General features: G+C 72.4%; 20 protein-coding genes. 9 read left to right on the top strand and 11 right to left on the bottom strand.

Translation table 11 applies throughout. The features are described 5' to 3' along the window. Positions 1-11 precede the first annotated feature (11 nt). On the top strand, positions 12-941 hold the full coding sequence (locus tag ACXKZB_RS03690; RefSeq protein ID WP_488824759.1) for an EamA family transporter: 930 nt from the start codon (positions 12-14) through the stop codon (positions 939-941). Positions 942-950: 9 nt separating this feature from the next. On the opposite strand, the gene ACXKZB_RS03685 is transcribed toward ACXKZB_RS03690, so the two are convergent. Further along, positions 951-1,379: a GNAT family acetyltransferase gene (locus ACXKZB_RS03685; protein ID WP_488824758.1), complete on the bottom strand. Its 429-nt coding sequence runs from the start codon at positions 1,377-1,379 to the stop codon at positions 951-953. 92 nt (positions 1,380-1,471) lie between these two features. On the opposite strand from ACXKZB_RS03685, the gene ACXKZB_RS03680 reads away from it, so the two are divergent. Together ACXKZB_RS03680 and ACXKZB_RS03675 are read left to right on the top strand one after the other, a co-directional pair. After that, positions 1,472-2,284: a class E sortase gene (locus ACXKZB_RS03680; RefSeq protein ID WP_488824757.1), complete on the top strand. Its 813-nt coding sequence runs from the start codon at positions 1,472-1,474 to the stop codon at positions 2,282-2,284. Next, the gene (locus tag ACXKZB_RS03675) at positions 2,281-2,457 is read left to right on the top strand and encodes a hypothetical protein (RefSeq protein ID WP_185021323.1); all 177 of its coding nucleotides are present in this window, start codon (positions 2,281-2,283) and stop codon (positions 2,455-2,457) included. The genes ACXKZB_RS03680 and ACXKZB_RS03675 overlap by 4 nt, the downstream gene beginning before the upstream one ends. Positions 2,458-2,488: 31 nt before the next feature. On the opposite strand, the gene ACXKZB_RS03670 is transcribed toward ACXKZB_RS03675, so the two are convergent. From ACXKZB_RS03670 to ACXKZB_RS03655, 4 genes are all read right to left on the bottom strand, one after another. Then, on the bottom strand, positions 2,489-5,464 hold the full coding sequence (locus tag ACXKZB_RS03670) for an AAA family ATPase (protein WP_488824756.1): 2,976 nt from the start codon (positions 5,462-5,464) through the stop codon (positions 2,489-2,491). Beyond that, positions 5,464-6,627 (bottom strand): metallophosphoesterase family protein, encoded by a 1,164-nt coding sequence (locus tag ACXKZB_RS03665; RefSeq protein WP_488824755.1) that lies wholly within the window; start codon positions 6,625-6,627, stop codon positions 5,464-5,466. The genes ACXKZB_RS03670 and ACXKZB_RS03665 overlap by 1 nt, the downstream gene beginning before the upstream one ends. 78 nt (positions 6,628-6,705) lie before the next feature. Then, positions 6,706-7,902, bottom strand: a complete 1,197-nt coding sequence (locus ACXKZB_RS03660) for a signal peptidase I (RefSeq protein WP_488824754.1) — start codon at positions 7,900-7,902, stop codon at positions 6,706-6,708. A 92-nt stretch (positions 7,903-7,994) separates the two neighbouring features. After that, on the bottom strand, positions 7,995-8,600 hold the full coding sequence (locus tag ACXKZB_RS03655; protein ID WP_488824753.1) for a hypothetical protein: 606 nt from the start codon (positions 8,598-8,600) through the stop codon (positions 7,995-7,997). Between the two features lie 202 nt (positions 8,601-8,802). Here ACXKZB_RS03655 and ACXKZB_RS03650 point away from each other — a divergent pair, with 202 nt between their 5' ends. Both ACXKZB_RS03650 and ACXKZB_RS03645 read left to right on the top strand, forming a co-directional pair. Next, a complete protein-coding gene (locus tag ACXKZB_RS03650; RefSeq protein ID WP_488824752.1) occupies positions 8,803-9,345 on the top strand; it encodes a MarR family winged helix-turn-helix transcriptional regulator in 543 nt (180 codons plus the stop codon). Between the two features lie 48 nt (positions 9,346-9,393). Then, on the top strand, positions 9,394-9,903 hold the full coding sequence (locus tag ACXKZB_RS03645) for a mycothiol transferase (protein ID WP_222659529.1): 510 nt from the start codon (positions 9,394-9,396) through the stop codon (positions 9,901-9,903). A gap of 145 nt (positions 9,904-10,048) precedes the next feature. On the opposite strand, the gene ACXKZB_RS03640 is transcribed toward ACXKZB_RS03645, so the two are convergent. Both ACXKZB_RS03640 and ACXKZB_RS03635 read right to left on the bottom strand, forming a co-directional pair. Then, positions 10,049-12,061 carry a DEAD/DEAH box helicase gene (locus tag ACXKZB_RS03640; RefSeq protein WP_488824751.1) on the bottom strand — a complete coding sequence of 671 codons (2,013 nt, stop codon included), beginning with the start codon at positions 12,059-12,061 and terminating at the stop codon, positions 10,049-10,051. Positions 12,062-12,355: 294 nt separating this feature from the next. Continuing rightward, a complete protein-coding gene (locus ACXKZB_RS03635) occupies positions 12,356-13,099 on the bottom strand; it encodes a polyprenol monophosphomannose synthase (protein WP_488824750.1) in 744 nt (247 codons plus the stop codon). Between the two features lie 75 nt (positions 13,100-13,174). On the opposite strand from ACXKZB_RS03635, the gene ACXKZB_RS03630 reads away from it, so the two are divergent. Further along, entirely contained in the window at positions 13,175-14,329 is a 1,155-nt protein-coding gene (locus ACXKZB_RS03630; RefSeq protein ID WP_488824749.1) for a hypothetical protein, read from the top strand. Between the two features lie 32 nt (positions 14,330-14,361). On the opposite strand, the gene ACXKZB_RS03625 is transcribed toward ACXKZB_RS03630, so the two are convergent. Then, positions 14,362-15,216 carry a polyphosphate kinase 2 family protein gene (locus tag ACXKZB_RS03625; protein ID WP_488824748.1) on the bottom strand — a complete coding sequence of 285 codons (855 nt, stop codon included), beginning with the start codon at positions 15,214-15,216 and terminating at the stop codon, positions 14,362-14,364. A 125-nt stretch (positions 15,217-15,341) separates the two neighbouring features. On the opposite strand from ACXKZB_RS03625, the gene ACXKZB_RS03620 reads away from it, so the two are divergent. Both ACXKZB_RS03620 and ACXKZB_RS03615 read left to right on the top strand, forming a co-directional pair. Further along, entirely contained in the window at positions 15,342-16,352 is a 1,011-nt protein-coding gene (locus tag ACXKZB_RS03620) for an alpha/beta hydrolase (protein WP_488824747.1), read from the top strand. Between the two features lie 248 nt (positions 16,353-16,600). Next, the gene (locus ACXKZB_RS03615; RefSeq protein WP_222659524.1) at positions 16,601-16,939 is read left to right on the top strand and encodes a hypothetical protein; all 339 of its coding nucleotides are present in this window, start codon (positions 16,601-16,603) and stop codon (positions 16,937-16,939) included. Between the two features lie 12 nt (positions 16,940-16,951). Here the strand turns inward: ACXKZB_RS03615 and ACXKZB_RS03610 are convergent, their stop codons facing one another. From ACXKZB_RS03610 to yczR, 3 genes are all read right to left on the bottom strand, one after another. Then, complete coding sequence (locus tag ACXKZB_RS03610) at positions 16,952-20,284, bottom strand: efflux RND transporter permease subunit (RefSeq protein ID WP_488824746.1); 3,333 nt, start codon at positions 20,282-20,284, stop codon at positions 16,952-16,954. A 52-nt stretch (positions 20,285-20,336) separates the two neighbouring features. Beyond that, entirely contained in the window at positions 20,337-21,020 is a 684-nt protein-coding gene (locus ACXKZB_RS03605) for a DUF6518 family protein (RefSeq protein WP_488824745.1), read from the bottom strand. Positions 21,021-21,112: 92 nt separating this feature from the next. Next, positions 21,113-22,564 (bottom strand): MocR-like transcription factor YczR, encoded by a 1,452-nt coding sequence (gene yczR / locus ACXKZB_RS03600; protein WP_488824744.1) that lies wholly within the window; start codon positions 22,562-22,564, stop codon positions 21,113-21,115. Positions 22,565-22,625: 61 nt separating this feature from the next. On the opposite strand from yczR, the gene yczE reads away from it, so the two are divergent. Beyond that, a complete protein-coding gene (gene yczE / locus ACXKZB_RS03595) occupies positions 22,626-23,276 on the top strand; it encodes a membrane protein YczE (RefSeq protein WP_488824743.1) in 651 nt (216 codons plus the stop codon). The last annotated feature ends 32 nt before the right edge of the window (positions 23,277-23,308 follow it).

Here is a 23,308-nt window from a genome sequence, read left to right as displayed (position 1 = left end):
GGATGGGACCCGTGCTCACCGTGCTGTTCGGCCTGTCCGGAGCCGTCGTCTACGGCTTCGCCGACTTCCTCGGCGGGCTCGCATCACGGCGCATCCGTCCGGTGACGGTCGCCGCCGTGGCCGCGGCGATCGGGATCGCGCCGCTGCTGATGGGACTGGCCGTGCTCGGGGGGACACCGTCGTGGACGAGCACCCTCTGGGGCGCGGTCGCCGGGCTGTCCGGCGGCGTCGGGGTCCTGCTGCTCTACGCCGCGCTGGCGATCGGCCCGATGAGCGTGCTGTCACCCCTGACCGCCGTGTTCGCCGCCGTCGTCCCGGTCGTGGTGGCCGTCGCCCGCGGGACCGTCCTGTCTCCGCTGGCGATCGCCGCGGTGGTCGTGGCCGTCGTCGCGGTGGTGCTGGTGGCGGCGGTGCGGGACACCTCGGGTGCACGCCCCACCGTGCGCGGGGTCGTCGCCGCCGCGGTGGCCGGGTGCGGGTTCGGCGGCATCGTGCTCGCCTACGACATGACACCGCCCGGCGCGGGCATCCACCCACTCGTGGTCGCGCGGGTGCTGCAGACGGTGCTGCTGGGCGCAGCGGCGCTCGTGGTGACGGTGCGTGCCGGGCGCACGGCGCGGTCTGGAGGCGCGGCAGACCCGGCAGCGTCGGTCGGCGTCGCGGGGTCTGCCGTGCCTCCAGGGCGCTGGTGGCCGCCGCGACTGCTGCTGACGGTCGCGGCCTGCGGCGTCTTCGACGCCCTGGCGAACGTGTGCATCCAGGTGGGGCTGCACGCGAGCGACGACCCGGGGACGCTGCCCGTCGTGAGCGTGCTCAACGCGCTCTACCCGATCGGCACGGTCGTGCTGGCCGGGGTGGTGCTGCGCGAGCGGCTGACCGCGCCGCAGTGGGTCGGCATCGCGCTGGCGTTCGTCGCGTCGGTGGGTCTGACCCTGGCGTGACGGGACGGCTCAGACGTCGGGGATGAGCCGCTTGCCGAGCGACACGGAGCGGTCGTCGGAGTAGCCGAGGGACTCGTAGAAGCCGAGGACCCGCTCGTTGCCGGCACGGATCTGCAGGTTCACCTTCGGGCAACCGAGGTCGGTGAGGAGCCGCTCGAACTCCGCCATCAGCGTCCGGCCGAGGCCGGAACCCTGCAGGTCCGGCTGCACGGCGAGGTAGTTCACCCAGCCGCGGTGCCCGTCGAAACCGGCCATCCCCGCGGCGACGACCCCGCCGGTCTCGCCCTCGGCGACCAGGAAGAGCTCGGGCTGGACCGTGGCCTTGCGCGCGATGTCCCGGCGCGGGTCGTTCCACGGGCGGACGAGACCGCACGATTCCCAGAGGGCGACGACCGCATCGGTGTCCTCGGCGCGGAACGGGCGGATCCGGTACTCCATCCCCCCACGTTACGGGGTGTGGAGAACGTCCTCACCGGGCCGTCGTCGTGATCTGATAGACCTGTCCGACCGACCAGTCGATCAGGAGCCCCGTGACCGCACACGACACCATCCCGTCGCGCCGCAGCGCGCGGGACGAGGACAGCGGCAGACGATCCGGGCGGCGCTCCCCCCGGAGGCGCCAGACGGTCGGCGGGGCCATCGTCTCGCTCATCGCCGAACTGCTCATCATCGCGGGTGCCGGCACCGGGTTGTACGTGGTCTGGACCGCCTGGTGGACGGACGTCGTGGCGGTCAACGAGCAGTCGAAACTCGTCGAGGGACTCGACCAGCTGAAGACCCCGGACAAGGCCGGCACCGAGCACCGTGGCACCGCACCCGTGCTGGCGGAGCCGCCGGATCTCTCCGACGTCTTCGGCACGATGCAGATCCCCCGCTTCGGCAAGGACTACAACCGGCCGATCGGCGAGGGCACGGACCGCGAGAAGGTCCTGAACACCATCGGCCTCGGGCACTACCAGGACACCGCGATGCCCGGAGCCCCCGGCAACTTCGCCGTCGCCGGGCACCGTGTGACCTACGGCAAGCCGCTCAACCAGATCGCCGAACTCAAGAAGGACGACTCCGTCGTCGTGCGGGTCACCGACGCGAAGACGAAGTTCGACGTCTGGTACGTCTACAAGGTCACCGACAGCCAGATCGTCACGCCCGACCACGTCGAGACGATCGCGCCGGTGCCGAACAAGCCCGGAGTCGACCCCTCGCCGTCGGACCGCTGGCTGACCCTCACCGCGTGCCACCCGATGTGGTCGGCGGCCGAACGGTTCGTCACGCACGCGAAGCTCGACTACTGGATGCCCGCGTCCGAGGGCACCCCGAAGGAACTCTCGGAGACCGCCAAGTGATCTTCCCCCTGGTCTGGCGGCTGCTGCCCGGACCCACCGTCCTGAAGGTGCTCGAGCTGCTCGTGCTGCTCGCGGCGATCGTGTTCGTGCTGTTCCAGTGGGTGTTCCCGTGGATCGCCGCGGACATCCTGCCGCCACCCGACGGCACCGTGGAGTCCACGCCGACCCCGTAACGGTCCGCCATGGCGGTGACGACCGACGGCGTCAGACGGTCGTCGTCACGTGCGAGCCGCCGGCAGCGGTGCGCCGCACGGCGATCCGCTCCGGGATCCGCTGCTTGAGTTCCTCGACGTGGCTGACGATGCCGACCTGCCGTCCGCCCGCGGTCAGCCTGGACAACTGCCCGATGACGTCGTCGAGGGTCTCCGGGTCGAGCGTGCCGAACCCCTCGTCGACGAAGAGCGTGCCGAGCGAGACCCCGCCGGCCTCCGCCTGCACGACGTCGGCCAGGCCGAGCGCCAGGCACAGCGACACCGTGAACGTCTCGCCGCCGGACAGGCTGCGGGGGTCCCGCACGGTGTCGGTGGTGTGGTCGTGCACGGCGAGTGCCAGTCCGGTCCGGCGTGCCCGCGACCCCGACTCGCGTTCGTCCGAGGTCTCGAGCGTGAACCGGCCCGCGAGCATCCCCCGGAGTCGGTCGTTGGCCGCGGCGACGACGTCCTCGAACCGACGCATGAGCACGTAGGTGCCCAAGGTGATACCGGTCGGGTTCGCCGCGGTGACGCCGTTCGCGATGTCGGCGAGCCGGACCACGGCGCGGCTGCGCGCCGACGTCTCGTCACGGGCGCGGGTCGCACGGGTCACCTCGGTCGCGCACCGGTCGACCGCGTCGGCCCGGTCGGCGGCGGAGGCAGCCGCCCCGGTGGCCTGCTCGAGTTCGGCGGCGGTGCGTTCACGAGCGACGCGGGCGCCGTCGAGGTCGAGACGTTCCGCGGAGTCGTCCGCCGCGGCCACCACGGACGGCTCGGCGAGACCGGCCACCACGACGGCACGCTCGGCCTCGGCCGCGCTGATCCGCGCCCGCAGCCGTTCGGTGTCGTCGGGGTCGAGCCGTGCAGCCCGCGCTGCGGCGACGTCGGCGAAGCCCTGGTCGTCGAGGACCCGGGCGACCTCGGCACGACGGTCGTCCCGGGAACGGGTCGCGGTGGCCACCAGTTCGTCGGCCTGCACAACCGCGCGGTACGCCTCGAGTCGCTCGTCGAGCAGCTCGACGGCCGTCCGGAGCGTCGTGGGGCGGTCGTCGAGGAGCGCGCCGAGCCGCTCGAGTGCCGCGGCCACGGTGCCGAGGTCGGTGTCGAGTCGCTCGGCGTCGGCCTGCGCGGTCGAGGTCAGGACGGTGCGACGAGCGTCGAGGTCGTTCCGCTCCCGCTGGAGCCGACCCGTCTCGGTGTCGTGCTCCGCCCGGTGCCGCTCGTGCTGCAGGACGAGGGCCGCGGCGTCGTGCGCGGCCCGGACCCGGGCGTCGGCGGCCTCGGTCAGGGCGTCGAGCGCTGCGGCGTCGACCCCGCCGACGACGTCGACCAGCCGCTGGTGCTCGGCGCGTTCGACCGCCAGGTCCGACGCGGCGTCGGCGAGGCGCTGGTCCGCACGCCGGGTGGCGTCACCCGCGGCATCGACGGCTTCGGTGGTCGGGTGGTCGTCCTGCGGGGTGGCCACCGACGGGTGTTCCGTCGCCCCGCAGACCGGACAGGGGTCCCCGGTGGTGAGCGCTGCGCCGAGTTCTCCGGCGAGTCCGGCGATCCGGCGTTCACGGAGCGCACGCTCGGCGGCGAGGGCCTCGTTCGCCGATCGTCGTGCCGCGGTGACGGTCTGCTCGGCCGCGGTGACGCGCTGCGCCGCGTGGTCGCGCGCCACCAGCTCGGACCGGAGGGATCGGACGCGGGTGACCTCGTGCGCTGCGGCGTCCGCGTCGGCCGCGGTCCGGGCCGCGGTGCGTGCGGCTTCGACGATGCGGGCCCGTTCGGCCGGTCGGGCGTCGAGCGCGGCGTCGAGCGCGACCAGCTGCCCGGCGAGCTGCTCGGCGGTCGCGACGGCGTCGGCGATGGCGGACCGTCGAGCAGCGGCGCCGTCCTCGACCGCGACGAGGTGGCGCACCGCGGACAGGTCGTCGGCCAGGGCATCGCGCCGGCCCACGACGACGTCGGGGGCCTCGGCGACCCCGTGGCGATCGCGCACCGCTCGGGCCGTCGCGGTGGTCTCGTCCGCCCGCAGGACCGCGGCGTCGAGTCCGTCGGCCACGGCGGCAACCCGTGCGGCGCGTTCGCCGAGGGCCACGATCGCCCGGGCGTCGTCGACGGCCGGGGCGTCGTCGTCGAGCGCGGTCTGCCGCGCGAGCAGCCCCGCACGTCGTCCGAGGGCGGTCGCACGCGCCGTGACCACCTGTTCGTGCTCGGCCGCCGCCGTCGCTGCCGAGGCCGCCGCAGCACGGACGGCCGCAGCGGCGTCGGCCGCCGCGCGGATGGACGTGACGGTCGACGGCACGCCGGACTCGTCGGCGTCGTCGAGGCCCGCGGCCTGGGCGAAGCGGTTCAGGGCGTCGCGGACACGGTCGTCGGCGCCGTCGACCTCCGCCTGCACGGCGCGGCGCCGCGCGGCGAGTTCGTCGGCGGTCCGGTCGTAGACCTGCGTGCCGAACAGGGACTGCAGGAGCTTGCGGCGGTCTTCACCCGGGGACCGCAGGAACCGTGCGAACTCGCCCTGCGGCAGCACCACGGTCTGCAGGAACTGCGCGCGGTCCAGCCCGATGATGCGGCCGATCTCGACGCCGACCTCGGGGATGCGCGACGACATCGGTTCACCGGCGACGTCGGACGGGTTCGCCAGGCGGAACAGCTGCACGGACGCCTGCTGCTTGACGGTGCCGGTCCCCCGCTGCTTCGGTCGGTCGTACTGCGGGGTGCGGCGGACCCGGTAGGTCCCGGCACCGGTCTCGAAGACGAGCTCGACGAAGGGCTCCACGGCGGGGTCGGCGTGCTGGCTGTGCAGGCGGTCGGAGCTGGCGTCGGACCCGGCGAGCCCGCCGTACAGGGCGAACACGACGGCGTCGATGATGGTCGACTTGCCGGAACCCGTCGGCCCTTCGAGCAGGAACACACCGGAGGCCGCGAGCGCTGCGAAGTCGATGGACACCAGGTCGGGGTAGGGCCCGATGGCACGGAGCTCGAGTCGGTGCAGGTACATCAGCGGTCCCCCTCGCGCTGCAGCGCCAGCACCGCGGCCTCGTACGCCTCGGTCAGGACGGCGTGCTCGTCGTCGTCGGGCGAGGCACCGGTGGCGAAGGTCACGAAGTCGGCTGCGACCTCGACCGGGTCGGACGTCGCCGTGACCGCGCGGGCGGCTGTCGCCGGGCCACGGTCGGCCGGCTCGTGCGTGATCGCCAACGCGTGCGGGAAGTGGTCCTTCACCCGGGCGTACATGCGCTCGGGGTGCACCGTGTCGGTCACGGCCACCCGGACCCACGCATCGGCGTCGGCGCGGAAGACGCCGGACTCGACGTCGTCGATGCTGCCGCGGACGTCGACCAGGCGTCGCGGCACCGGGGCCGGCACGAGCTCGGTGCTGACGGCGCCGCGGGCGTCGAGTTCGACGAGGGTCACCGACTTCTGCTGGTGCCGCTCACCGAACGAGAACGCCAGCGGTGAGCCGGCGTACCGGATCCGGCCGCCGTCGCCGACCCGCTGGGGACCGTGCAGGTGCCCGAGGGCGACGTAGTCGAAGCCGTCGAAAACCGACTCGGCCACCCGGTCGACACCGCCGACGCGGATGTCCTGCTCGCTGTCGCTCGGATCGGCCCCGCCGACGAAGGCGTGCGCGACGACGACACTGCGGGTGCTCCCCCGCAGCGAGAGGTCGGAACGGATCCGCTCGGTGGCGGCGTGCACGACCGCGTGGTGCGACCGTGCGAGGGGTTCGTCCGGCACATCGGCCAGTGCGTACCGGGTCAGGTCCGGGTGCAGGTAGGGGATGCCGTAGACCGCCACCGGGCCGTCGGCGTCGTCGACGAGCACCGGGTCGGCGATCCGGGCGGGTTCGGCGAGGATGCGCACCCGGCGGTCCATCACACCGGCACCGAACCCCAGGCGTGCGGCGGAGTCGTGGTTGCCCGGCGTGAGCACCACGGTCGCCGTCTGTGCCAGGCGTTCGAGCACCCGGGACAGCATGCGGACGGCGTCGATCGGCGGGATCGCCCGGTCGTACACGTCTCCGGCGATCACGACGAGGTCGACGGAGCGGTCCTGCACGAGGTCCACGAGCCAGTCGAGGAACGCCGCCTGGTGCTCGAGGAGGTCGGCACCGAGCAGCGTGCGGCCGAGGTGCCAGTCGCCGGTGTGCAGGATGCGCATGCGGACACGGTAACGCCGGCCGGGGACATCGCCGGACGGCCGCGCGCCGCCTGGGGAGAACCGCCGCCTGGGGAGGACTCAGGGCACGCAGCTCGCCGAGGCCAGACCGAGGACCGACACGACCTTGACCTTGACGGTCGGCGTGCTGGTGGCGGTCCACCCGTTGCCGAGGTTCGTGCGGAGGTTCAACGTGTACGTCGTGCCGAGGTCGAGCAGGCCGGCACCGCCGTAGACGAGCGAACGTTGTCCGGCGGTCGTGGCGGTGGCGAGCTGGGTCGTCCCGTTCACCAGGTCGAAGGAGTTCGGCACCGTCGGGTCCGTGTACGTCCAGGCGATCGTCACGGTGTTCGACGACGCTGCGGTGCAGGTCAGCGTGGGCACACCGGTCGCCGTGCCCGCCGTGAAGGTCGAACCCGGGTTCACCGTCGTCCGCGACCACGGCGCGGCCACCGCCTGCGCCGGCACGAGCACCCCGACGCTGCCCGCGATGGCGAGGACCGCCGCGGCGCCGCCGAAGCGGCGCAGCCGCTGGACGCGACGCTCGTGCACCCGCAGTGAGCGACGGGTGACGACGGTCGTCGCGCCGGACGCCAGGCCCGTGGCGGTGTCGTCCCGCGCCTCCCGGCCGGCACCGGCACCGTCCGACGGGCCGCCGCCCGACCCGTGGGCGTCGTCGCCCCCGTCCGAGCCGTCGCCGTCGTCGTCGCGCTCGTCGTCGACCGCCGCGAGGCGGCGGAGCGACCCGTCGACCGTGCAGAGCGCGAGCAGCGCCGTCAGGCCGAGCGCGAGCACGACGACCTTCGCCCACTCCCCCTGTCGGAGCCACAGGACCGGCGCCCCGACGAAGGGGATGCGCAGGAACGCGACCCCGCGCACGGCGGAGCGCTCGAGCGGCGTCGAGTCCTGCTGCGGGTTCGCGTCGCCCTTCGTGACGAGGGTGCCGCCGGGACCGTCCTCGACGTACCGGTGCATGCGCAGGTGGCCGGACTGGTCGGGGTCGTCGGCGAGCAGGATCTTGCCCGTCCGGACCTCGCCGGACGCGACCGGTCGCGAGACGACCACGTCACCGGACGTGAGCCGCGGCTCCATGGACCCGGTCATCACCGTGGTGGGCTGCCAACCGATCACCGCGGGCGCGGCCGCCCAGAGGGCGAGGCCGAGGAGGGTGGCGACCACACCGCGTGCGACGGTGCCGACGACGACGCGCCCCCAGTCGACGACGTCACGGAGCACGGCGTGCGGTGCGGGACCACCGTGCACTGCGATGCTGCTCATGACTGCCTTCGACCGGGGGCGCGTTCTCGGGGGTGGCGGCCGGGGCTGGCTCGGGCTCAGCCCCGGTCACCGGGTGGGGAGTGCTCCCCGGGTCAGCTGTTCTGGGCTTCCCAGGTGAAGCCGAGCGCGGCGGTGCCGCCCTGGGCCGTGTTCGGGGCGGTGTCCGAGACCTTGTAGGAGAAGCGGTAGACGCGCGACTCGGACGCGGTGCCGGTCGGGGCCCACGAGCCGACGCCGGTGGCGAAGTTCGTCGCCGCTGACCCGAAGGACGCCAGCGTAGTGTTCGCAGCCGTGATCGTGCCGCCGGTGGCGAGCGGCGTGAAGCCCGTGCAGGAGCCGAAGCCGCCGCCGGTGCCCTGCTCGACGGTCAGGCTGATGTTCGCCGCGAGGTCCTTCGTCGTGGCCGCGGCGGTGCCGTACAGCTTGACGGTCGAGGGCAGCGAGCCCGTCGAGGTGACCGTGATGCAGTTCGCGCCGGTCGAGCCGGGCTTCAGGGCGGTCGCGGTGAAGAGTGCGGTGTTGTTGTCGTCGTCGGAGAGGGCGACGCTGCCGGCGGTCCAGTTGCTCGTCGGGTTGACGGTGGTCGCCGAGAACGCCGAGTAGGACGCGGTCGAGACGACGACACCCGAGGCGACGAGGGCGGCGGGGATGGCGATCCAGGCGGCGAGACGGGCGGCGCGAGGGGTGACACGAGACATTGCGAGAGCTCCTGATCCGGAAACGGTGGCGCCGTGGTCGCGGTGGTTGGTCGCGTCGGGGCCGGGGTGGTTGTTACGACGATCAAGTTACTTTTCCGCCGAGCAACTCACAAGGGAAGGCACTACCCCCGTGCTGGGGGTGTCTTGACGAGTGAGATACTTGTTGACTGAGTCATCCACCCCCTGCCGAGAAGAGCTGCCCATGACGGACACCACCCAGCCCGTCCTGCCCGACACGCTGCCGCCCGCGCCCGTGTCCCCGACCGTCTCGCTGCCCGACACCGTGGACGCGGACACCGACCTGGCGCAGCTCCTCACGGCCTTCCGCGTGCTCCAGACGCAGCACGCCCGTGTCCTGCACCACGAGAGCGTCGTGCGCGGGCTGAACGCCACGGACACCCGGTTCGTGTTCTTCCTCGCCGCGGCCGACGGCGACGGGGTCACCCCGAAGCAGGCCGGCGAGTACCTCGAGCTCACCACCGGCGCCATGACCTCGCTCGTCGACCGCCTCGAGCAGCGCGGGCACCTCGAACGCCGCCCGAACCCGCAGGACCGTCGCAGTGTGCTGCTGCACCTCACCGCCTCGGGCGCCGAGGTCGCCCGGCAGATCGGCGCCGTCTACTCGGACGCCTTCCGGGAGGTCGTCGGCCCCGCCGACCGGGTCCGGCTCGCCGCAGCGTTCACCGGGCTCGGCGACGCCCTGGACCGCCACTCCCGTGCGGAGACCGCGGCCCGTTCCGCCTGACGATCGGCGAGACCCCCTGTGTCGCGGCGCGCGCGTAGCGTGGTGCCCATGACACCGTCCGAAGTCCTGATCGAAGCGTTCTCCCGCGTGCCCGAGACCGTCGAACGCGCCGTCGACGGCCTGTCCGAGGACCAGCTCGCAGCGCGTCCCGCCGCCGGGGCGAACACCCTGGCGTGGCTCGCGTGGCACACCGCCCGCGGCCAGGACGTCCAGATCGCCGACCTGGCGGGCACCGCGCAGGTGTGGACGGCGGACGGCTGGTACGAACGGTTCGGCCTGCCGTTCCCGGCCGAGGCCCTGGGCTACGGCATGTCCCGCGACGACGTCGGTCGCGTGCGCGCCTCTGCTGCGCTGCTCACCGGGTACCTGCGCGCGGTCCACGACCGCACCGTCGCGTACCTCGGCACGCTCGGACCGGACGACCTCGACCCCGTGGTCGACGACGCGTGGGACCCGCCCGTCACCGCCGGCGCCCGACTCGTCAGCATCCTCGACGACTGCACGCAGCACGCCGGTCAGGCCGGCTTCGTGCGCGGACTGCTGTTCTTCAACCGCTGAGCGCGGTCGCGCGGTCGCGCGGTCGCTTCGTGAGCAGCAATGGTCGGGACCGACTCCGGGACCCGACCATTGCTGCTCACCATGTGACGGACGGGAGGCCCGTGGCACGCATGCCACGGGCCTCCCGTCCGTCCTGGGGTCGCGTCTACCGCGCGGCGAGCTCGCTGACGATGCCGTCACCGGGCGCGGCCTGCACCAGGTCCGCCTCGATCTCGGCGCGCTCGAGGATGCCCTCGATCTTGCGGATGCGGCCACGCGGGACGATCGTCACGACGGTGCCCTCCTTGCCCGCACGACCCGTGCGGCCGGAGCGGTGCATGTACGCCTTGTAGTCGTCCGGGGCGTCCGCCTGCACGACGAGCGACACGTCGTCGACGTGGATGCCACGGGCGGCGACGTCGGTGGCGACGAGCACGTTCACCCGGCCACTCGTCAGGAGCTGCAGGTTGCGGGTCCGGCGCGACTGGTTCAGGTCACCGTGGAGCGAGGTCGCACGGATGCCGGCGTCCTCGAACTGGTCGGCGAGACGCTCGGCGTAGGCGCGGGTCCGGGCGAAGACGATCGTCTTGCCGTCGCCGGCGACGAGCTCCTCGAGGACACGGTCCTTCTCGCGCTGCTCGACCACGAGGACGCGGTGGTCGATGGTCGAGGACGCCTGGTCCTCACCCGCGACCTCGTGCACGCTCGGCTCGTGCAGGAACTGCTCGACGAGCGCCGCGACCTGGGTGTCGAGCGTCGCGCTGAACAGCAGCTTCTGCGCACGGTTGCCCTGCGGGGTGACCTCGGCGGTGGCGGAGAGGATCTCCTGCACCGGCTCGAGGAACCCGAGGTCGCACATGTGGTCGGCCTCGTCGAGCACGGAGATGACGACCTCGCTGAGGTCGAGCTTCCCCTTGTTCATGAGGTCCTGCACACGACCGGGGGTGCCGACGATGATGTCGACGCCGCGCTCGAGCGCGCCCTCCTGACGGCCGTACGGGACACCGCCGTAGATCTGCGTGGTGAACAGCCCCACCGAGCGGGCGATCGGCTGCACCGTGCGGTCGATCTGCAGGGCGAGCTCGCGGGTCGGCGCGAGGATGAGCGCACGCGGGGCGCGGCCCATCTTGCGCTTCGTGCCGCCGCCGTGCTCCATGAGCTTCTCGACGAGCGGGGCGCCGAACGCGATGGTCTTGCCGGAGCCCGTGCGGCCACGGCCGAGGACGTCCTTGCCGGCGATCACGTCGGGGATCGTCGCCGCCTGGATCGGGAACGGGCTGCTGGCGCCGAGCTCGGCCAGCGCACGGGAGATGTTGCCGCCGATGCCGAGGTCGCCGAAGGTCACGCCCTCGACGTCGGACGCGACGGTGGACTCGGCCTGGAGCTTCGCGAGCTTGACGTCGTCGGCGGGGACGAACTTGCCGCGCTCGGGCTCGTCGAACGAGCGGCGCGGGGCACGGTCCGTGCGGTCGTCACGGTCGAACTTGCGCGGAGCGCGGTCGTCGCGGTCGAACTTGCGCGGAGCGCGGTCGTCGCGGTCGAAGCTACGACGCGGGCGGTCGTCGTTGTCACGACGGGGCGCTCGGTCGTCGCGGTTGAAGCTGCGCGGTGCACGGTCGTCACGGTCGAAGCGACGGGGACGGTCGTCGTTGTCACGACGGGGCGCACGGTCGTCGCGGTCGAAGCGCCGGGGCGCACGGTCATCGCGGTCGAAGCTACGACGCGGGCGATCGTCGTTGTCACGACGGGGAGCACGATCGTCACGGTTGAAGCTGCGCGGGGCGCGGTCGTCACGGTCGAACGAGCGACGGGGGCGGTCGTCGTTGTCACGACGGGGAGCGCGGTCGTCGCGGTTGAAGCTGCGCGGGGCGCGGTCGTCGCGGTCGAAGCGACGGGGAGCGCGGTCGTCACGGTTGAAGCCACGACCACCACGGTCGTCGCGCTCGGGGCGGCGCTGGCCACCGCTGTCGCGGGGTTCCCAGTTCGGGCGGGCGGGGCGCTCACCCTGCGCCGAGCGGCCGCGACGCTCCTCGGCGTCCCAGCGCTGCTTCTGGCGCGGCGCGGTCGGCTCGGCAGCGCGGAACCCGCGGTGCTTGCTGCTGCGTGCGGCGGGGGTGCCGTTCGGGTGGCGGGGACGGTCGGAGGCGCGGTTGTCCGCGCCCTTGTTGTACGGGGCCATGTCTGCTTTCTCGGGTGCGCAACGAACCGCAGCGCCCGACAGCGACATCGGCGGGGGCTGCTTGCGGAGAGGGGGTTCATCCCGTCGCGATTCGACGTGATTCCAGCCCTCGAGCAACACACACCCAACAAGAAGCCCGTGATCACGATGTCACGGCGTCGAAGGCCGACCGAGCGAGTCTACGCGACCCCGCGCTCTGATACCAGCCCCGATGCGGACGGACGCAGGCCGGAGCAGGCGATCCGTGCCCCCTGACCGGTCTGCGGTGCGCGAGCCCGCTGTGCGCCGAGCGCCTCACCTCGAAGCGCGCCGGAACGCCCGTTGCAGTCCCCACCCGGTCACACGGACCAGCGCCTCGACGACGATCGCGCTGCTCATCTTCGACGCTCCCCGCTCGCGTTCGACGAAGGTGACGGGGACCTCCGCGACGACCGCGCCGGCACGAAGAGCGCGTCGGGCCACGTCGACCTGGAAGCAGTACCCGGTCGACGCGATGTCCTCGGCGACGAGCGTGCGGATCAGGTCGGCGCGGACGGCACGGTACCCACCGGTGAGGTCGCGGACCCGGACACCGAGCATGATGCGACTGTAGAGCGAACCGCCTCGGGAGAGCGCGATGCGGTACCACGGCCAGTTCACGACGGAGCCGCCGGGCACCCAGCGAGAGCCGATCACGAGGTCGGCGCCCGAAGCGCAGCGATCGAGGAGTCTGCCGAGTTCCTCGGGGCGGTGCGAGCCGTCGGCGTCCATCTCGACCAGCACGGCGTGACCGCGGCAGAGCCCCCAGGCGAACCCGGCGAGGTACGCGGCACCGAGTCCCGCCTTCTCGGTGCGGTGCAGCACGTGCACGCGATCGTCTCCTCGGGCGAGCCGATCCGCGATGGCGCCGGTGCCGTCCGGACTGCCGTCGTCGACGACCAGCACCTGCACGTCAGGACGGGCCGCGTGGACGCGGGCGACGACCGACTCGAGGTTGTCGCGCTCGTTGTAGGTGGGGATGACCACGAGGGTTCCCTCACGGTCACTGCGATGCGTCATGGATTTCCCTGTCCAGGTGATGGTCGAGCATGAACAGTAACATGATGGATACTGCATGACACTTCGGAGGCTCGCATGCGAACGACAACTCGACCGCTTCCCGACTGGCTCGTCCTCCTCGGCCTGTACGGGATCGCCCGAGCCGTGACCACCGCCACGTTCACGGTCGGTTTCGCGTCCACCGATCCTGTCGGGTTCGGCGACCCCTCCGGCTGGAAGGGCTTCTTCGAACGCTCCGCCGCGTGGGACGGCCAGTACTTCCTGGAGATCGCCCGCCAGGGGTACCCGAGCACCTTGCCGACCGACAGCGCAGGCACGGTGCAGCAGAACGCGTGGGCGTTCCTGCCCGTGTTCCCCGCGATCGTCGCCGCGGTGAGCCTGACCGGCGCAGACCCGGCGGTCGTCGCGGTGCTGCTCGCGACCACGTTCGGCGGGGCTGCCACGGTCGCCCTCATGGTCCTGCTCCGCCCCCACGTCGGCAGGAGCACAGCGCTGTGGTCTGCCGTGTTCTTCGCGTTCGGGCCGGTGGCGTTCGTCCTGCAGATCGCCTACGCCGAATCACTCGGCCTGCTGCTCGGGTTCGCCGCGCTGATCGCGATGCAACGACGGCGGTACTGGACGATCCTGCCGATCGTCACGGTCCTCGCCTTCACCCGACCGGGTGCGCTCGCGATCCCGCTCGCCCTCGCGGTGCACGGTGTCATCCGCCTCGTGGAACGCGACCCGGTGCCCGTGCGGGAGCGCGTCGCGATCATCATCACCGGACTCGTCACGGCGACCGCTGGACTGGCCTGGCCTGTCGTCGCAGCCGTCGCCACCGGTGTCCCGGACGCGTACCTGCAGACCGAGCTCGCATGGTGGCGGCTCCACCTCAGCGTGGACCACTTCGCGCCGATGACCCCGTGGTTCCTGCAGGCCGCGCGGTTCGCTGGCCCCATCGGTGTCGTCGGAGTGTTCGTCGCCGTCGTCGTCGTCGGATGGTGGTCGTCGTCGCGGTCGACCCGACGGATCGGGTCGATCCCGCTGCTCGGATCGGTGTCCTACCTGCTGTACCTGTTCGCGACGTTCCTGCCGCAACAGAGCACGTTCCGGTTGCTCCTGCCGGCATCACCCCTGCTCGGGATCCCCACGCTCCACCGCACCCCTGGTCGCCGGTGGATCGTCCTCGCGTGCTGCGTGATCGCGCAGCCCGTGGCGATCTGGGTGCTGTTCCTGACGCACAACCCCTGATCGGGCGACGTCCGGGGGTCGCGTCGCCGGCGTCAGGACTCGGCGAGCCGCTGTCGTTGCTCGGCCACGTCGAAGTCCGCCTTCGGCCACGAGAGCTGCATGTCCTCGAGCGCACGGAGCAAGAGCTGCTGCACCGCCAGGCGGGCGTACCACTTGCGGTTCGCCGGCACGACGTACCAGGGCGCCTGCGGGGTCGAGGTCCGGTCGAACACGACCTGGTAGGCGTCCTGGTACCGGTCCCAGAGCAGGCGCTCGTCGATGTCGGCCGGGTTGAACTTCCAGTGCTTGTCGGGGCGGTCGAGTCGCTCGCCGAGGCGTTCGCGCTGTTCGTCCTTCGAGATGTGCAGCATCACCTTGACGATCGTGGTGCCCTCGGCGGTGAGGCGGTCCTCGAACTCGGTGATCGCGCCGTAGCGTCGCTCGATCTCGTCCGGCGCCGCGAACGCCCGGATCCGCTGGATGAGGACGTCCTCGTAGTGCGAGCGGTCGAACACGCCGAGCTGCCCGGCGCTCGGGAGCTGCCGCTCGATGCGCCAGAGGAAGTCGTGCTCGCGCTCCTCGGCCGTCGGGGCCTTGAAGCCCGCGTAGCGCACGCCGTTCGGGTCGACCGCACCGACGACGTGCGAGACGATGCCGCCCTTGCCGGCGGTGTCCATCGCCTGCAGGACCAGCAGCACCCGGCGCTGGTCGCCGGCGGTCGACGCCGCGTACAGCCGCTCCTGCAGGGCGGCGAGACGGGAGGCCCCCGCGGCGAGCGCTTCGAGCCCGTCGATTTTGCGGCCGGGGAAGCCCGGCGTCGCGTCCGGGTCGACCTGGTCCAGGCGGAAGCCCGGTTCGACGCGGAGCAGCGGTTCGGGATCGGCGTTCCAGGCCTTGCGACGGCTCACGGGTCCTCCTGCGGTCCGGGCGGCGGATGCCCCCCTGCTCTCATCCTGGCACTGTCGTGGTTCCTCCGCTGGGTTCCTCCGCTGGGGTGACGTGGGCGGCTCCGGGTGCGGCTACCGTGGAACCGATGAAGTCCGGCCGCCGCACAGTGCTCGCGCTCGTCGCCGCGGTCGTGGCGCTCGGCGCGGTCGCGTCCTGCAGCACGGACCCCGTCGGCGACGAGAACGCGACGGTCACCGCGGACAGCGTCATCTACCCGCTGTCGCTGGAGTACCACGGCATCGACGTGGTCGCCGACGTGCCGTACGGCACGGCCCCGTTGCAGCGACTCGACGTCTGCCTGCCGGCCGACAGCGCCCCGGAGACGACCGCGACCCCGACGGCGACGCCGTCCGCCACCCCGACGGCCGACCCTGCCGAGGCCGCAGCCAGCACAGGTCGGCCCGCGGTGCTGATGATCCACGGCGGCAGCTGGTCGCACGGCGACAAGGCCACGGCCGCCTACCGGTCGGTGTGCAAGTACCTGGCGTCCGAGGGCTTCGTGACGTTCAACGTGGACTACCGGCTCGCCCCCACCGATCCGTTCCCGGCCGGCCTCGACGACGTCCGCCGCGCGCTCGACTACGTGTTCCGTCCCGCGACGCTCGAGACCTACGACGTCGACTCTCAGCGGGTCGGGGTGTTCGGCGGAAGCGCGGGCGGCAACCTCGCGGCGATGCTCGCGGTGACCGACCACGAGTCCGCCGCGTACGCCGAGGGCGACCGGATCCGTGCGGTCGTCGACCTGAGCGGCCCCACGAACCTGACGTCACGCTCGACCCGGGCCGACGGGGTGTCGGCATCCTTCCAGCGGAAGCAGCTGCTCTACCTCGGCTGCCGGACCTACGCGAAGTGTCCGGCGGCCACCCGTGCGTCGCCGGAGTACCACGTGACCTCCGACACGGCACCGTTCTTCATCGGGCACTCGACGGACGAGTTCATCCCGCTGTGGGAGTCGCAGGAGTTCGCGGCCACGCTCCGGTCGCACGACGTGCCGGTGACGTTCGTGCAGGTCGAGGGCACGGCCCACTCGATCGCCCAGCTCGACGAGGCGATGAGCCGACGCGTCGCGACGTTCCTGCGGACCCAGCTCGGCTGAGGCGCGCGGGCGGAGTGCGCCGCGGAAGCGACACTTCTCGCCGACGAGCGGCCGTCCGTGCCGCGAAAGCGACTCTGTGCCACCGATGTTCGGCGGAGAAGTGTCGCTTTCGCGAGAACGGGCGCGGGGACACGGGGGGGAGGGAGGCGCGGGTGCGCTCGCTGGAACGCACGACGGCGCGTGCCCCGGGTGGGTGGCACCCGGAGTCGGGACTACTGCCGATCGGCGCCACGCCGCAGACTTCGGGGGTGACCGACACCTCGACCCGCCCTGCCCGCGCCGCTGCGACCCGTTGGGACCGTTCCGCGCTGCAGACCGCTGCGGAGTTGCTGCTCGGGCTGTCGTTCGCCGCCACCATGGCCTTCGGCGGGTACGCGGCCGCGACCGGGCAGATGGCCGTGTTCGCGCAGGGTGCCGGGGTCGTCTTCCTGGTCACGCTCACCTGCGTGCTCGTGTCGTGGTTCCGGGCCGTCGAGCGCGAGGAGCGAGCTGACCACCGGGCCGCTGCGCCCGTCGTGCCGGCCACGGTCCCGGTGCCGCTCACGACCGCCGCCATCGCGGCCGTCGACGCCGAGTACCGCCGCTAGCCCGGACCGTCGCTAGCCCGCCGCAGCCGCACGCCGGTCGGCCCGCCGCTCACGGGCTCGCTCGACCACGAAGTACAGCGCCGGCAGCACCACGAGCGTCAGCAGTGTCGAGGACACCAGGCCGCCGATCACGACCAGTGCCAGCGGCTGCGAGATGAACCCGGACTTGCCGGTCAGGCCGATCGCCATCGGCAGCAGCGCGAAGATCGTCGCCATCGCCGTCATCAGGATCGGACGGAGGCGTCGCGTGGCGCCCTCGATCAACGCCTCGCGCACCCGCAACCCGCGCCGTCGGTACTGGTTGACGAGGTCGATGAGCACGATCGCGTTCGTCACGACGATGCCGACGAGCATGAGCAGACCGATCAGCGACGCGACGCCGATCGGGACGCCGGACGCGATCTGCAGCAGGATCGCGCCCGTCGCCGCGAACGGCACCGACACGAGCAGCAGCAGCGGCTGGAGCAGGCTCCGGAACGTCGCGACCATGATCACGTAGACGATCAGCACGGCGACCAGCACCGCGAGCCCGAGCTGCGAGAACGCCGACGACTGGCTGGCGGCGACGCCACCGATGGAGGCGGTCGCACCCTTCGGCAGGTCGAGCTCGTCGACGGCGGTCGTGACGGACTGCACGGCGGCACCGAGGTTGGTGGCGTCGGGCGTCACGGTGATCGTGGCGGTGCGGGCCGCGTTCGTCGTGGTGACGGTGGTCGGACCCTCGGACTCCTCGACCGCGGCGACGTCGGACAGCGGGACGGTGCCGGTGCTCGTCGGGACGTCGAGGGCACGGAGTGCGGCGATGGTCGTCGGCGGCTCGGGGTCGGCGATGTAGACGTCGAGCGTCGCGTCGTCGATCTCGATGCTGCCGGTGTCCCTCGGTGAGACGGCGGCGGCGACGAGGCCACCCACCTGGGTCTCGGTGAGGCCCAGTGACGCGGCCTTCTGCCGGTCGACCCGGACGGCGAGGAACGGTTCCGCGGCGGACAGGTTGCTCGTGGCTCCCGTGGTGTCCGGGACCGACTGCATGGTCTTCAGCACCTGGCGCGACGCCGTCTCGAGCTGCGACTGGGTCGGCGCGGTGACGTCGACCTCGATGTCGCTGCTGCCACCGAACCCGCCGCCGGAGGACGCGATGGTGACCTCGCCGACGTCCTCGATCGCCCCGATCGACTTCCGGGCGTCGGCCTGGATCGTCGGCTGGTCGGCCTCGGCGTCGGTCGTCACGGCGTACTGCACCGAGGCGCTGCCACCCCCGCCGAACGCCGCCTGGATCGACTGGCCGCTCGTGCCGATGGTGGTCTGCACGGTCTCGACGCCGTCGACGTCCTGCAGTGCCCGCTCGACCTTGCGTGCGGACTCGGACTGGTCGGCGAGACTCGAACCGGCCTTCAGGTCCTGCGTGACCGTGAACGTGTTCTGCCCCGAGTCGCCGAGGTAGTTCGTGGTGACGAACGGCAGCGTTGCGACCGTTCCGCCGAGCACGATCACGGCGAGCAGGATGACGACGACCGGCTTCCGGACGACCCACCGGAGCACCGGCAGGTAGACGCGGCGCAGACGGTCCACCCGGCCGGCGTCGTGCAGATCCGCCGCGGAGGCGAGCGCACCCTCCGAGCGGACGCCCTCGTGCTCGCGCTCGGCATCGATCGCCGACGGTGCCGTTTCCGCGTCCGTGTGCGCTTCCGCTGCCGTCGTCGCGTCGCCCGGCTTCGCCTTCGGCGGGCGCAGCCACCAGTACGCCAGCACCGGGACGATGGTGAGCGAGACGAACAGCGACGCGACGAGCGCCAGGGTGACCGTCACGGCGAACGGCCGGAACAACTCCCCCACGAGTTCGGCGACGAAGGCCACCGGCAGGAACACGGCGACGGTGGTCAGGGTCGAGGCGGTGACCGCACCGGCGACCTCGCGCACGGCGTCCCGCACGGCCTGGCCGCGGTCGACGCCCGGCTGCATGTGCCGCTTGATGTTCTCGATGACGACGATGGAGTCGTCGACCACGCGGCCGATCGCGATCGTGAGGGCCGCCAGCGTGATGATGTTGAGCGTGTACCCGGCGGCGCGCATGCCGATCGCGGCGAGCAGCACCGACGTCGGGATGGAGATCGCGGTGACGAGCGTGGAGCGCCACGACAGCAGGAACACCAGGATGACGATCACCGCGAAGGCGAGCCCGAGCAGGCCCTCTTCGGCCAGGGAGTCGATGGACTGCTGGATGTAGGGCGCCTGGTCGAAGACGACGGTGAAGCTGGGGTCGCCCTCGATCTTGTCCTCGATGCCGGGCAGGGCGTCGCGCACGGTGTTCGAGACGTCGACGGTGTTCGCTTCCTGCGTCTTCGTGATCGAGATCGTCAGCGCCTGCTGCCCGTCCACGCGGCTGATGGAGGTGCGCGGTGACTCGGTGATGGCGACCTTCGCGACGTCGCCCAGCGTGGTGTCGGTCGGCGTGGCCGCGGTCGTGGACGTGTCCGTCGCAGCGTCGCCGGTGGGAGCAGCGCCGGTCGCACCAGTGCCGGTGGCACCCGCAGCCGTGCCGTCACCGGACGATGCGGTCCCGTCGGCACCTGCGGCGCCCGACCCGGTCCCGTCCGAACTCGACGAACTCGACGAGCTCGTCAGCGGCAGGGCTCGGATGTCCTCGAGCGAGGCGATCCGCTCGCCCGTCTGCACCGACAGCGTCGAGCCGTCCTCGGTGATCGTGCCGCCGGGGATCAGGGTGCCGTTGTCGTCGAGCGCGTCCGAGATGGCCGTCTGGGTGAGGCCCCGTGCGGCGAGCTCGTCCTGGTCGGGCGTGATGACGACGCGACGGCCCGGGTTGCCGAAGACGTCCGCCTGCCGCACGCCGTCGAGCTTCTCGAGGTCGGGGATCGCCGAGGCCTGCAGCCGGTCGACGAGCTGCTCCTGGTTGCCGGACGCCGACACCGCGACCTGCAGCACCGGCAGGTCGTCGAAGGACCCGGTGACGATCTGCGTCTGCACCGAGTCGGGCAGCGACAGCGCGTTCACCGCGGTCTGGATCTTGTCCTCGGCGCTGGCGAGGTTCGATCCGTACTGGAACGACGCCGACACCACGCTCTGTCCGGTGGACGAGGTCGCGCTGGTGGACTCGAGGTCCGGCACGACCTGGATCGCCTGCTCGATCTTCGTCGAGACGTCGTTCGACACCACCTCGGGCGTGGCACCGGGGTAGGCGCTGACGATCGCGACCTGCGGGAACTCGACGCTCGGGATCAGCTCTTGCTTGAGGTTGGACAGCGCGATGCCGCCGAAGATCGCGACGACGACGGTGACGAGCGCGATGAGGGCCCGGTTGCGGAGGCTGAAGACCGAGAGGAGGTGCACGTCATCGATCCTCGCAGCCGCAGCCCGTGCGCGCCCGCATCCGGCCGTCGGGTCAGCCGCCCAGCAGCAGGTACGCCCCGAGCACGCCGACGGTGCCGACGACCGCCGTCCCGAGTGCCACCGCACGGCCGACGGACGAGCGTGCGGTGCCCACGCCGACGGCCAGGAGCAGGACACCGACGACGATCTCGACCACCCAGGTGACCGGGCCGGTGGTGGCCACCACCTGCAGCAGTGCGCGGACCCCCTCGCCGATCAGGATCGCGGCGGTGACCCCGAACGCGCCGGCACGCCAGCGGGCGTCACGGGACCGGACGAACACCGCGACCGCACCGGCGAGCAGCCCGGCCGGGATGCCGAGCAGGACCCACGGGTTCGTCAGCGACAGGAAGTCGGGGTACCCGCGCAGGTTCGTCGTGGCCCAGTACCCGACGTGCATGAGTTCGAGGAGCACGACACCGAGGGCCATCGCGAGCGGCAGGGCGAACCGGCCGGCTCGGACCCCGGCGCCGATGCAGAGCGCCACGGCGACCAGGAACCAGGGGCCGGCAGAGTTCGCGACGGACGACAGCGCCGGCACGGCCTGCCCGAACGAGGTGAGCACGCCGGCGAGCAGCGCACCGCTCAGCGCCATCGTGACGCGCACCGCGGCGGGCACCGCGGGGCAGGGTGCCGACGAGGACGACGTCGGGGACGCAGCAGCGGCCGGAGGACCGGCGGACAGGGTCGCGTTCATGGCATCAGCATCGTGGCAGCCGCCCCGGGCCGCATCACCCCGGGGAGCGACATGGCGGGTGCGTCTTCACCCCAGAGGATGACGTGCCGGCGTCACACCACCGCGGCGAGCGAGCCCCGCACCTCGGCGGACTCCCCACCGATCCGTGCCCACGCCCGTTCGAGCACGTCCACCAGACGACCCCGGTCCGCCGGCGCCATCGTGAACGGCACCCGCAGGAACCGCTCGAACCCGCCGTCCGGCCCGAACACCCCGCCCGAGGCCAGCACCACGCCCTCGGACCGCGCGGCCAGCACGAGCGCACTCGACACCGGCCGCCCGAGGCCGACCCACGTCGTCAACCCGCCCGCCGGCGACGGGACGTCCCACTCCGGCAGCCGCGCCCTGAGCGCGCCCACGACCTCGTCGCGACCCTGTCTGAGGGACTCGCGCCGCGCCTCCAGGACGACCGCCGTGCGTGGGACCAGCTCGCGCGCGACCAGCTGGTCGAGCACGGGCGTGCCGAGGTCGCCCGTCGGGCGGGCAGCGAGCAGCCGCTGCAGGAGCGCCGGTGCGGCGCGGATCCAGCCGATCCGCAGGCCGCCCCAGAAGACCTTGTCGGCCGACCCGATCATCACGACCGACGCTCCGGACGGGTCGGCTGCTGCCAGCGGCAGCGACGGTGATCCCTCGATGCGGAGCTCGCCCATCGTCTCGTCGGCGATCACCGTCGTGCCGACCGACGCCGCGACCGACAGCAGCAGCGCACGGGTCGACGCGGACATGGTCGCACCGGTCGGGTTGTGCAGCTCGGGCATGACGTAGGCGACGGCCGGTGCGGTCCGCCGCAGCGTCGTCTCGAGCGCGGCGGCATCCCACCCGGTCCGCGCGTCGACCGGGACGCCGACGAGTCGTCCGCCGGCCTCGCGGAACGCCTCGTGCGCGTGCGGGTAGGTCGGCGACTCGACGAGCACGGCGTCACCGCGGCGGACGAGCACCCGGGCGAGCAGGGCGATGGCGTGCTGCGCGCCGATCGTCACGATCACCTGGGACGGGTCGGTCGGCAGCCCGCGCGCGGTGTACCGGTCGGCGATCGCGGCTCTGAGCCCGGGGTCGCCCACGGTGTCGTACCCGATGCCGGCGAGCGCCGCCGGCACGTGCCGCACCGCCCGCTCGACCGCTTCGGCGACCCCGGGAGCCGAGTACATCGCGGCCTTGCGCAGGTCCAGCAGATCGTCGTCGACCACGCCGCCGAGCCGTTCCGGGTCAGGGCGACCGATGAGCGACGCGGGCAGGTGGACCACGCTGCCGGAGCCGCGGACCGACACGACGAACCCGTCGGACCGCAGTCGTGCGTACGCGTTTGCCACGGTGGTGCGGGAGACACCGAGTGCGGCGGCGAGCCCGCGCTCCGCCGGGAGCCGCACCCCCTGCGCGACCCGGCCGTCGATGACGAGCACCCGGATCGCGTCGGACAGTGCCTCGTAGGCCGGCGCATCGGTGCCGTCACGCCAGTCAGTGAGCAGCAGGGCAGCAGAGCGGGCACTCAACAGCACGGGGGTCATGGGTCCACGGTAGCGCGATTGGCTCTCGACCAGCAGTCCAATCGGAGCGGACGATGAACCCATGCCCCGCAGCACCGCCCTCACGTTCCGCTTCGTCCAGCTCGTCGTCGGCCTGTTCCTCTACGGCGCCTCCACCGCGCTGCAGGTCCGAGCGGTCGTCGGCGTGTCGTCGTGGACCGTGCTGACGCAGGGCCTCGAGAACGTGGTGCCCTGGTCGTTCGGCGTCATCACCGTCGTGTCGAGCGGCGTGATCCTGCTGTTCTGGATCCCGCTGCGCCAGAAGCCGGGCATCGGCACCCTGTTGAACGCGCTGGCGATCGGGCCGAGCGCCGACCTGGTGCTCTGGCTCGTGCCGGAGCCGTCCGGCCTGGTCGCCCGGATCGCCCTGTTCGCCGGAGGCCTGGTGCTGCTCGCGATCGCGACGGCGTTCTACATCGGCGCGGGGTTCGGCACCGGGGCCCGCGACGGCCTGATGGTCGGGCTGCACGAGCGCCTCGGCTGGCCGCTCTGGCTCGCGCGCACCCTGGTGGAGGTGTCGGTCGTCATCGTCGGGTGGATCCTCGGCGGGAACGTCGGGGCCGGCACCGTCATCGCGGCCTTCGCGATCGGCCCGATGGTGCAGCCGCTCATGCCGTTCTTCCGGCGGTTCCCGTGGAGCCCTGAGCGCCGGGTCGTCCGCGAACCCCTTGCGGAGTCGCGAGTCGCGATATAACGTGACCTCCACAGACGCGATACATCGCGAGT

The sequence above is a fragment of the Curtobacterium sp. ABR8 genome, assembly GCF_057812125.1.
Note: the sequence above shows the minus strand (reverse complement) of the source record. Positions and strands in the feature narration are given on the sequence as shown.

What these genes read in the sequence shown, in the direction of transcription:
- ACXKZB_RS03635 (WP_488824750.1), bottom strand. Translation starts at nt 13,099, where the DNA reads ATGACGCATCGCAGTGACCGTGAGGGAACCCTCGTGGTCATCCCCACC.
- ACXKZB_RS03665 (WP_488824755.1), bottom strand. Translation starts at nt 6,627, where the DNA reads ATGCGCATCCTGCACACCGGCGACTGGCACCTCGGCCGCACGCTGCTC.
- ACXKZB_RS03650 (WP_488824752.1), top strand. Translation starts at nt 8,803, where the DNA reads ATGACGGACACCACCCAGCCCGTCCTGCCCGACACGCTGCCGCCCGCG.
- ACXKZB_RS03655 (WP_488824753.1), bottom strand. Translation starts at nt 8,600, where the DNA reads ATGTCTCGTGTCACCCCTCGCGCCGCCCGTCTCGCCGCCTGGATCGCC.
- yczR (WP_488824744.1), bottom strand. Translation starts at nt 22,564, where the DNA reads ATGACCCCCGTGCTGTTGAGTGCCCGCTCTGCTGCCCTGCTGCTCACT.
- ACXKZB_RS03630 (WP_488824749.1), top strand. Translation starts at nt 13,175, where the DNA reads ATGCGAACGACAACTCGACCGCTTCCCGACTGGCTCGTCCTCCTCGGC.
- yczE (WP_488824743.1), top strand. Translation starts at nt 22,626, where the DNA reads ATGCCCCGCAGCACCGCCCTCACGTTCCGCTTCGTCCAGCTCGTCGTC.
- ACXKZB_RS03685 (WP_488824758.1), bottom strand. Translation starts at nt 1,379, where the DNA reads ATGGAGTACCGGATCCGCCCGTTCCGCGCCGAGGACACCGATGCGGTC.
- ACXKZB_RS03620 (WP_488824747.1), top strand. Translation starts at nt 15,342, where the DNA reads ATGAAGTCCGGCCGCCGCACAGTGCTCGCGCTCGTCGCCGCGGTCGTG.
- ACXKZB_RS03670 (WP_488824756.1), bottom strand. Translation starts at nt 5,464, where the DNA reads ATGTACCTGCACCGACTCGAGCTCCGTGCCATCGGGCCCTACCCCGAC.
- ACXKZB_RS03645 (WP_222659529.1), top strand. Translation starts at nt 9,394, where the DNA reads ATGACACCGTCCGAAGTCCTGATCGAAGCGTTCTCCCGCGTGCCCGAG.
- ACXKZB_RS03660 (WP_488824754.1), bottom strand. Translation starts at nt 7,902, where the DNA reads ATGAGCAGCATCGCAGTGCACGGTGGTCCCGCACCGCACGCCGTGCTC.
- ACXKZB_RS03605 (WP_488824745.1), bottom strand. Translation starts at nt 21,020, where the DNA reads ATGAACGCGACCCTGTCCGCCGGTCCTCCGGCCGCTGCTGCGTCCCCG.
- ACXKZB_RS03640 (WP_488824751.1), bottom strand. Translation starts at nt 12,061, where the DNA reads ATGGCCCCGTACAACAAGGGCGCGGACAACCGCGCCTCCGACCGTCCC.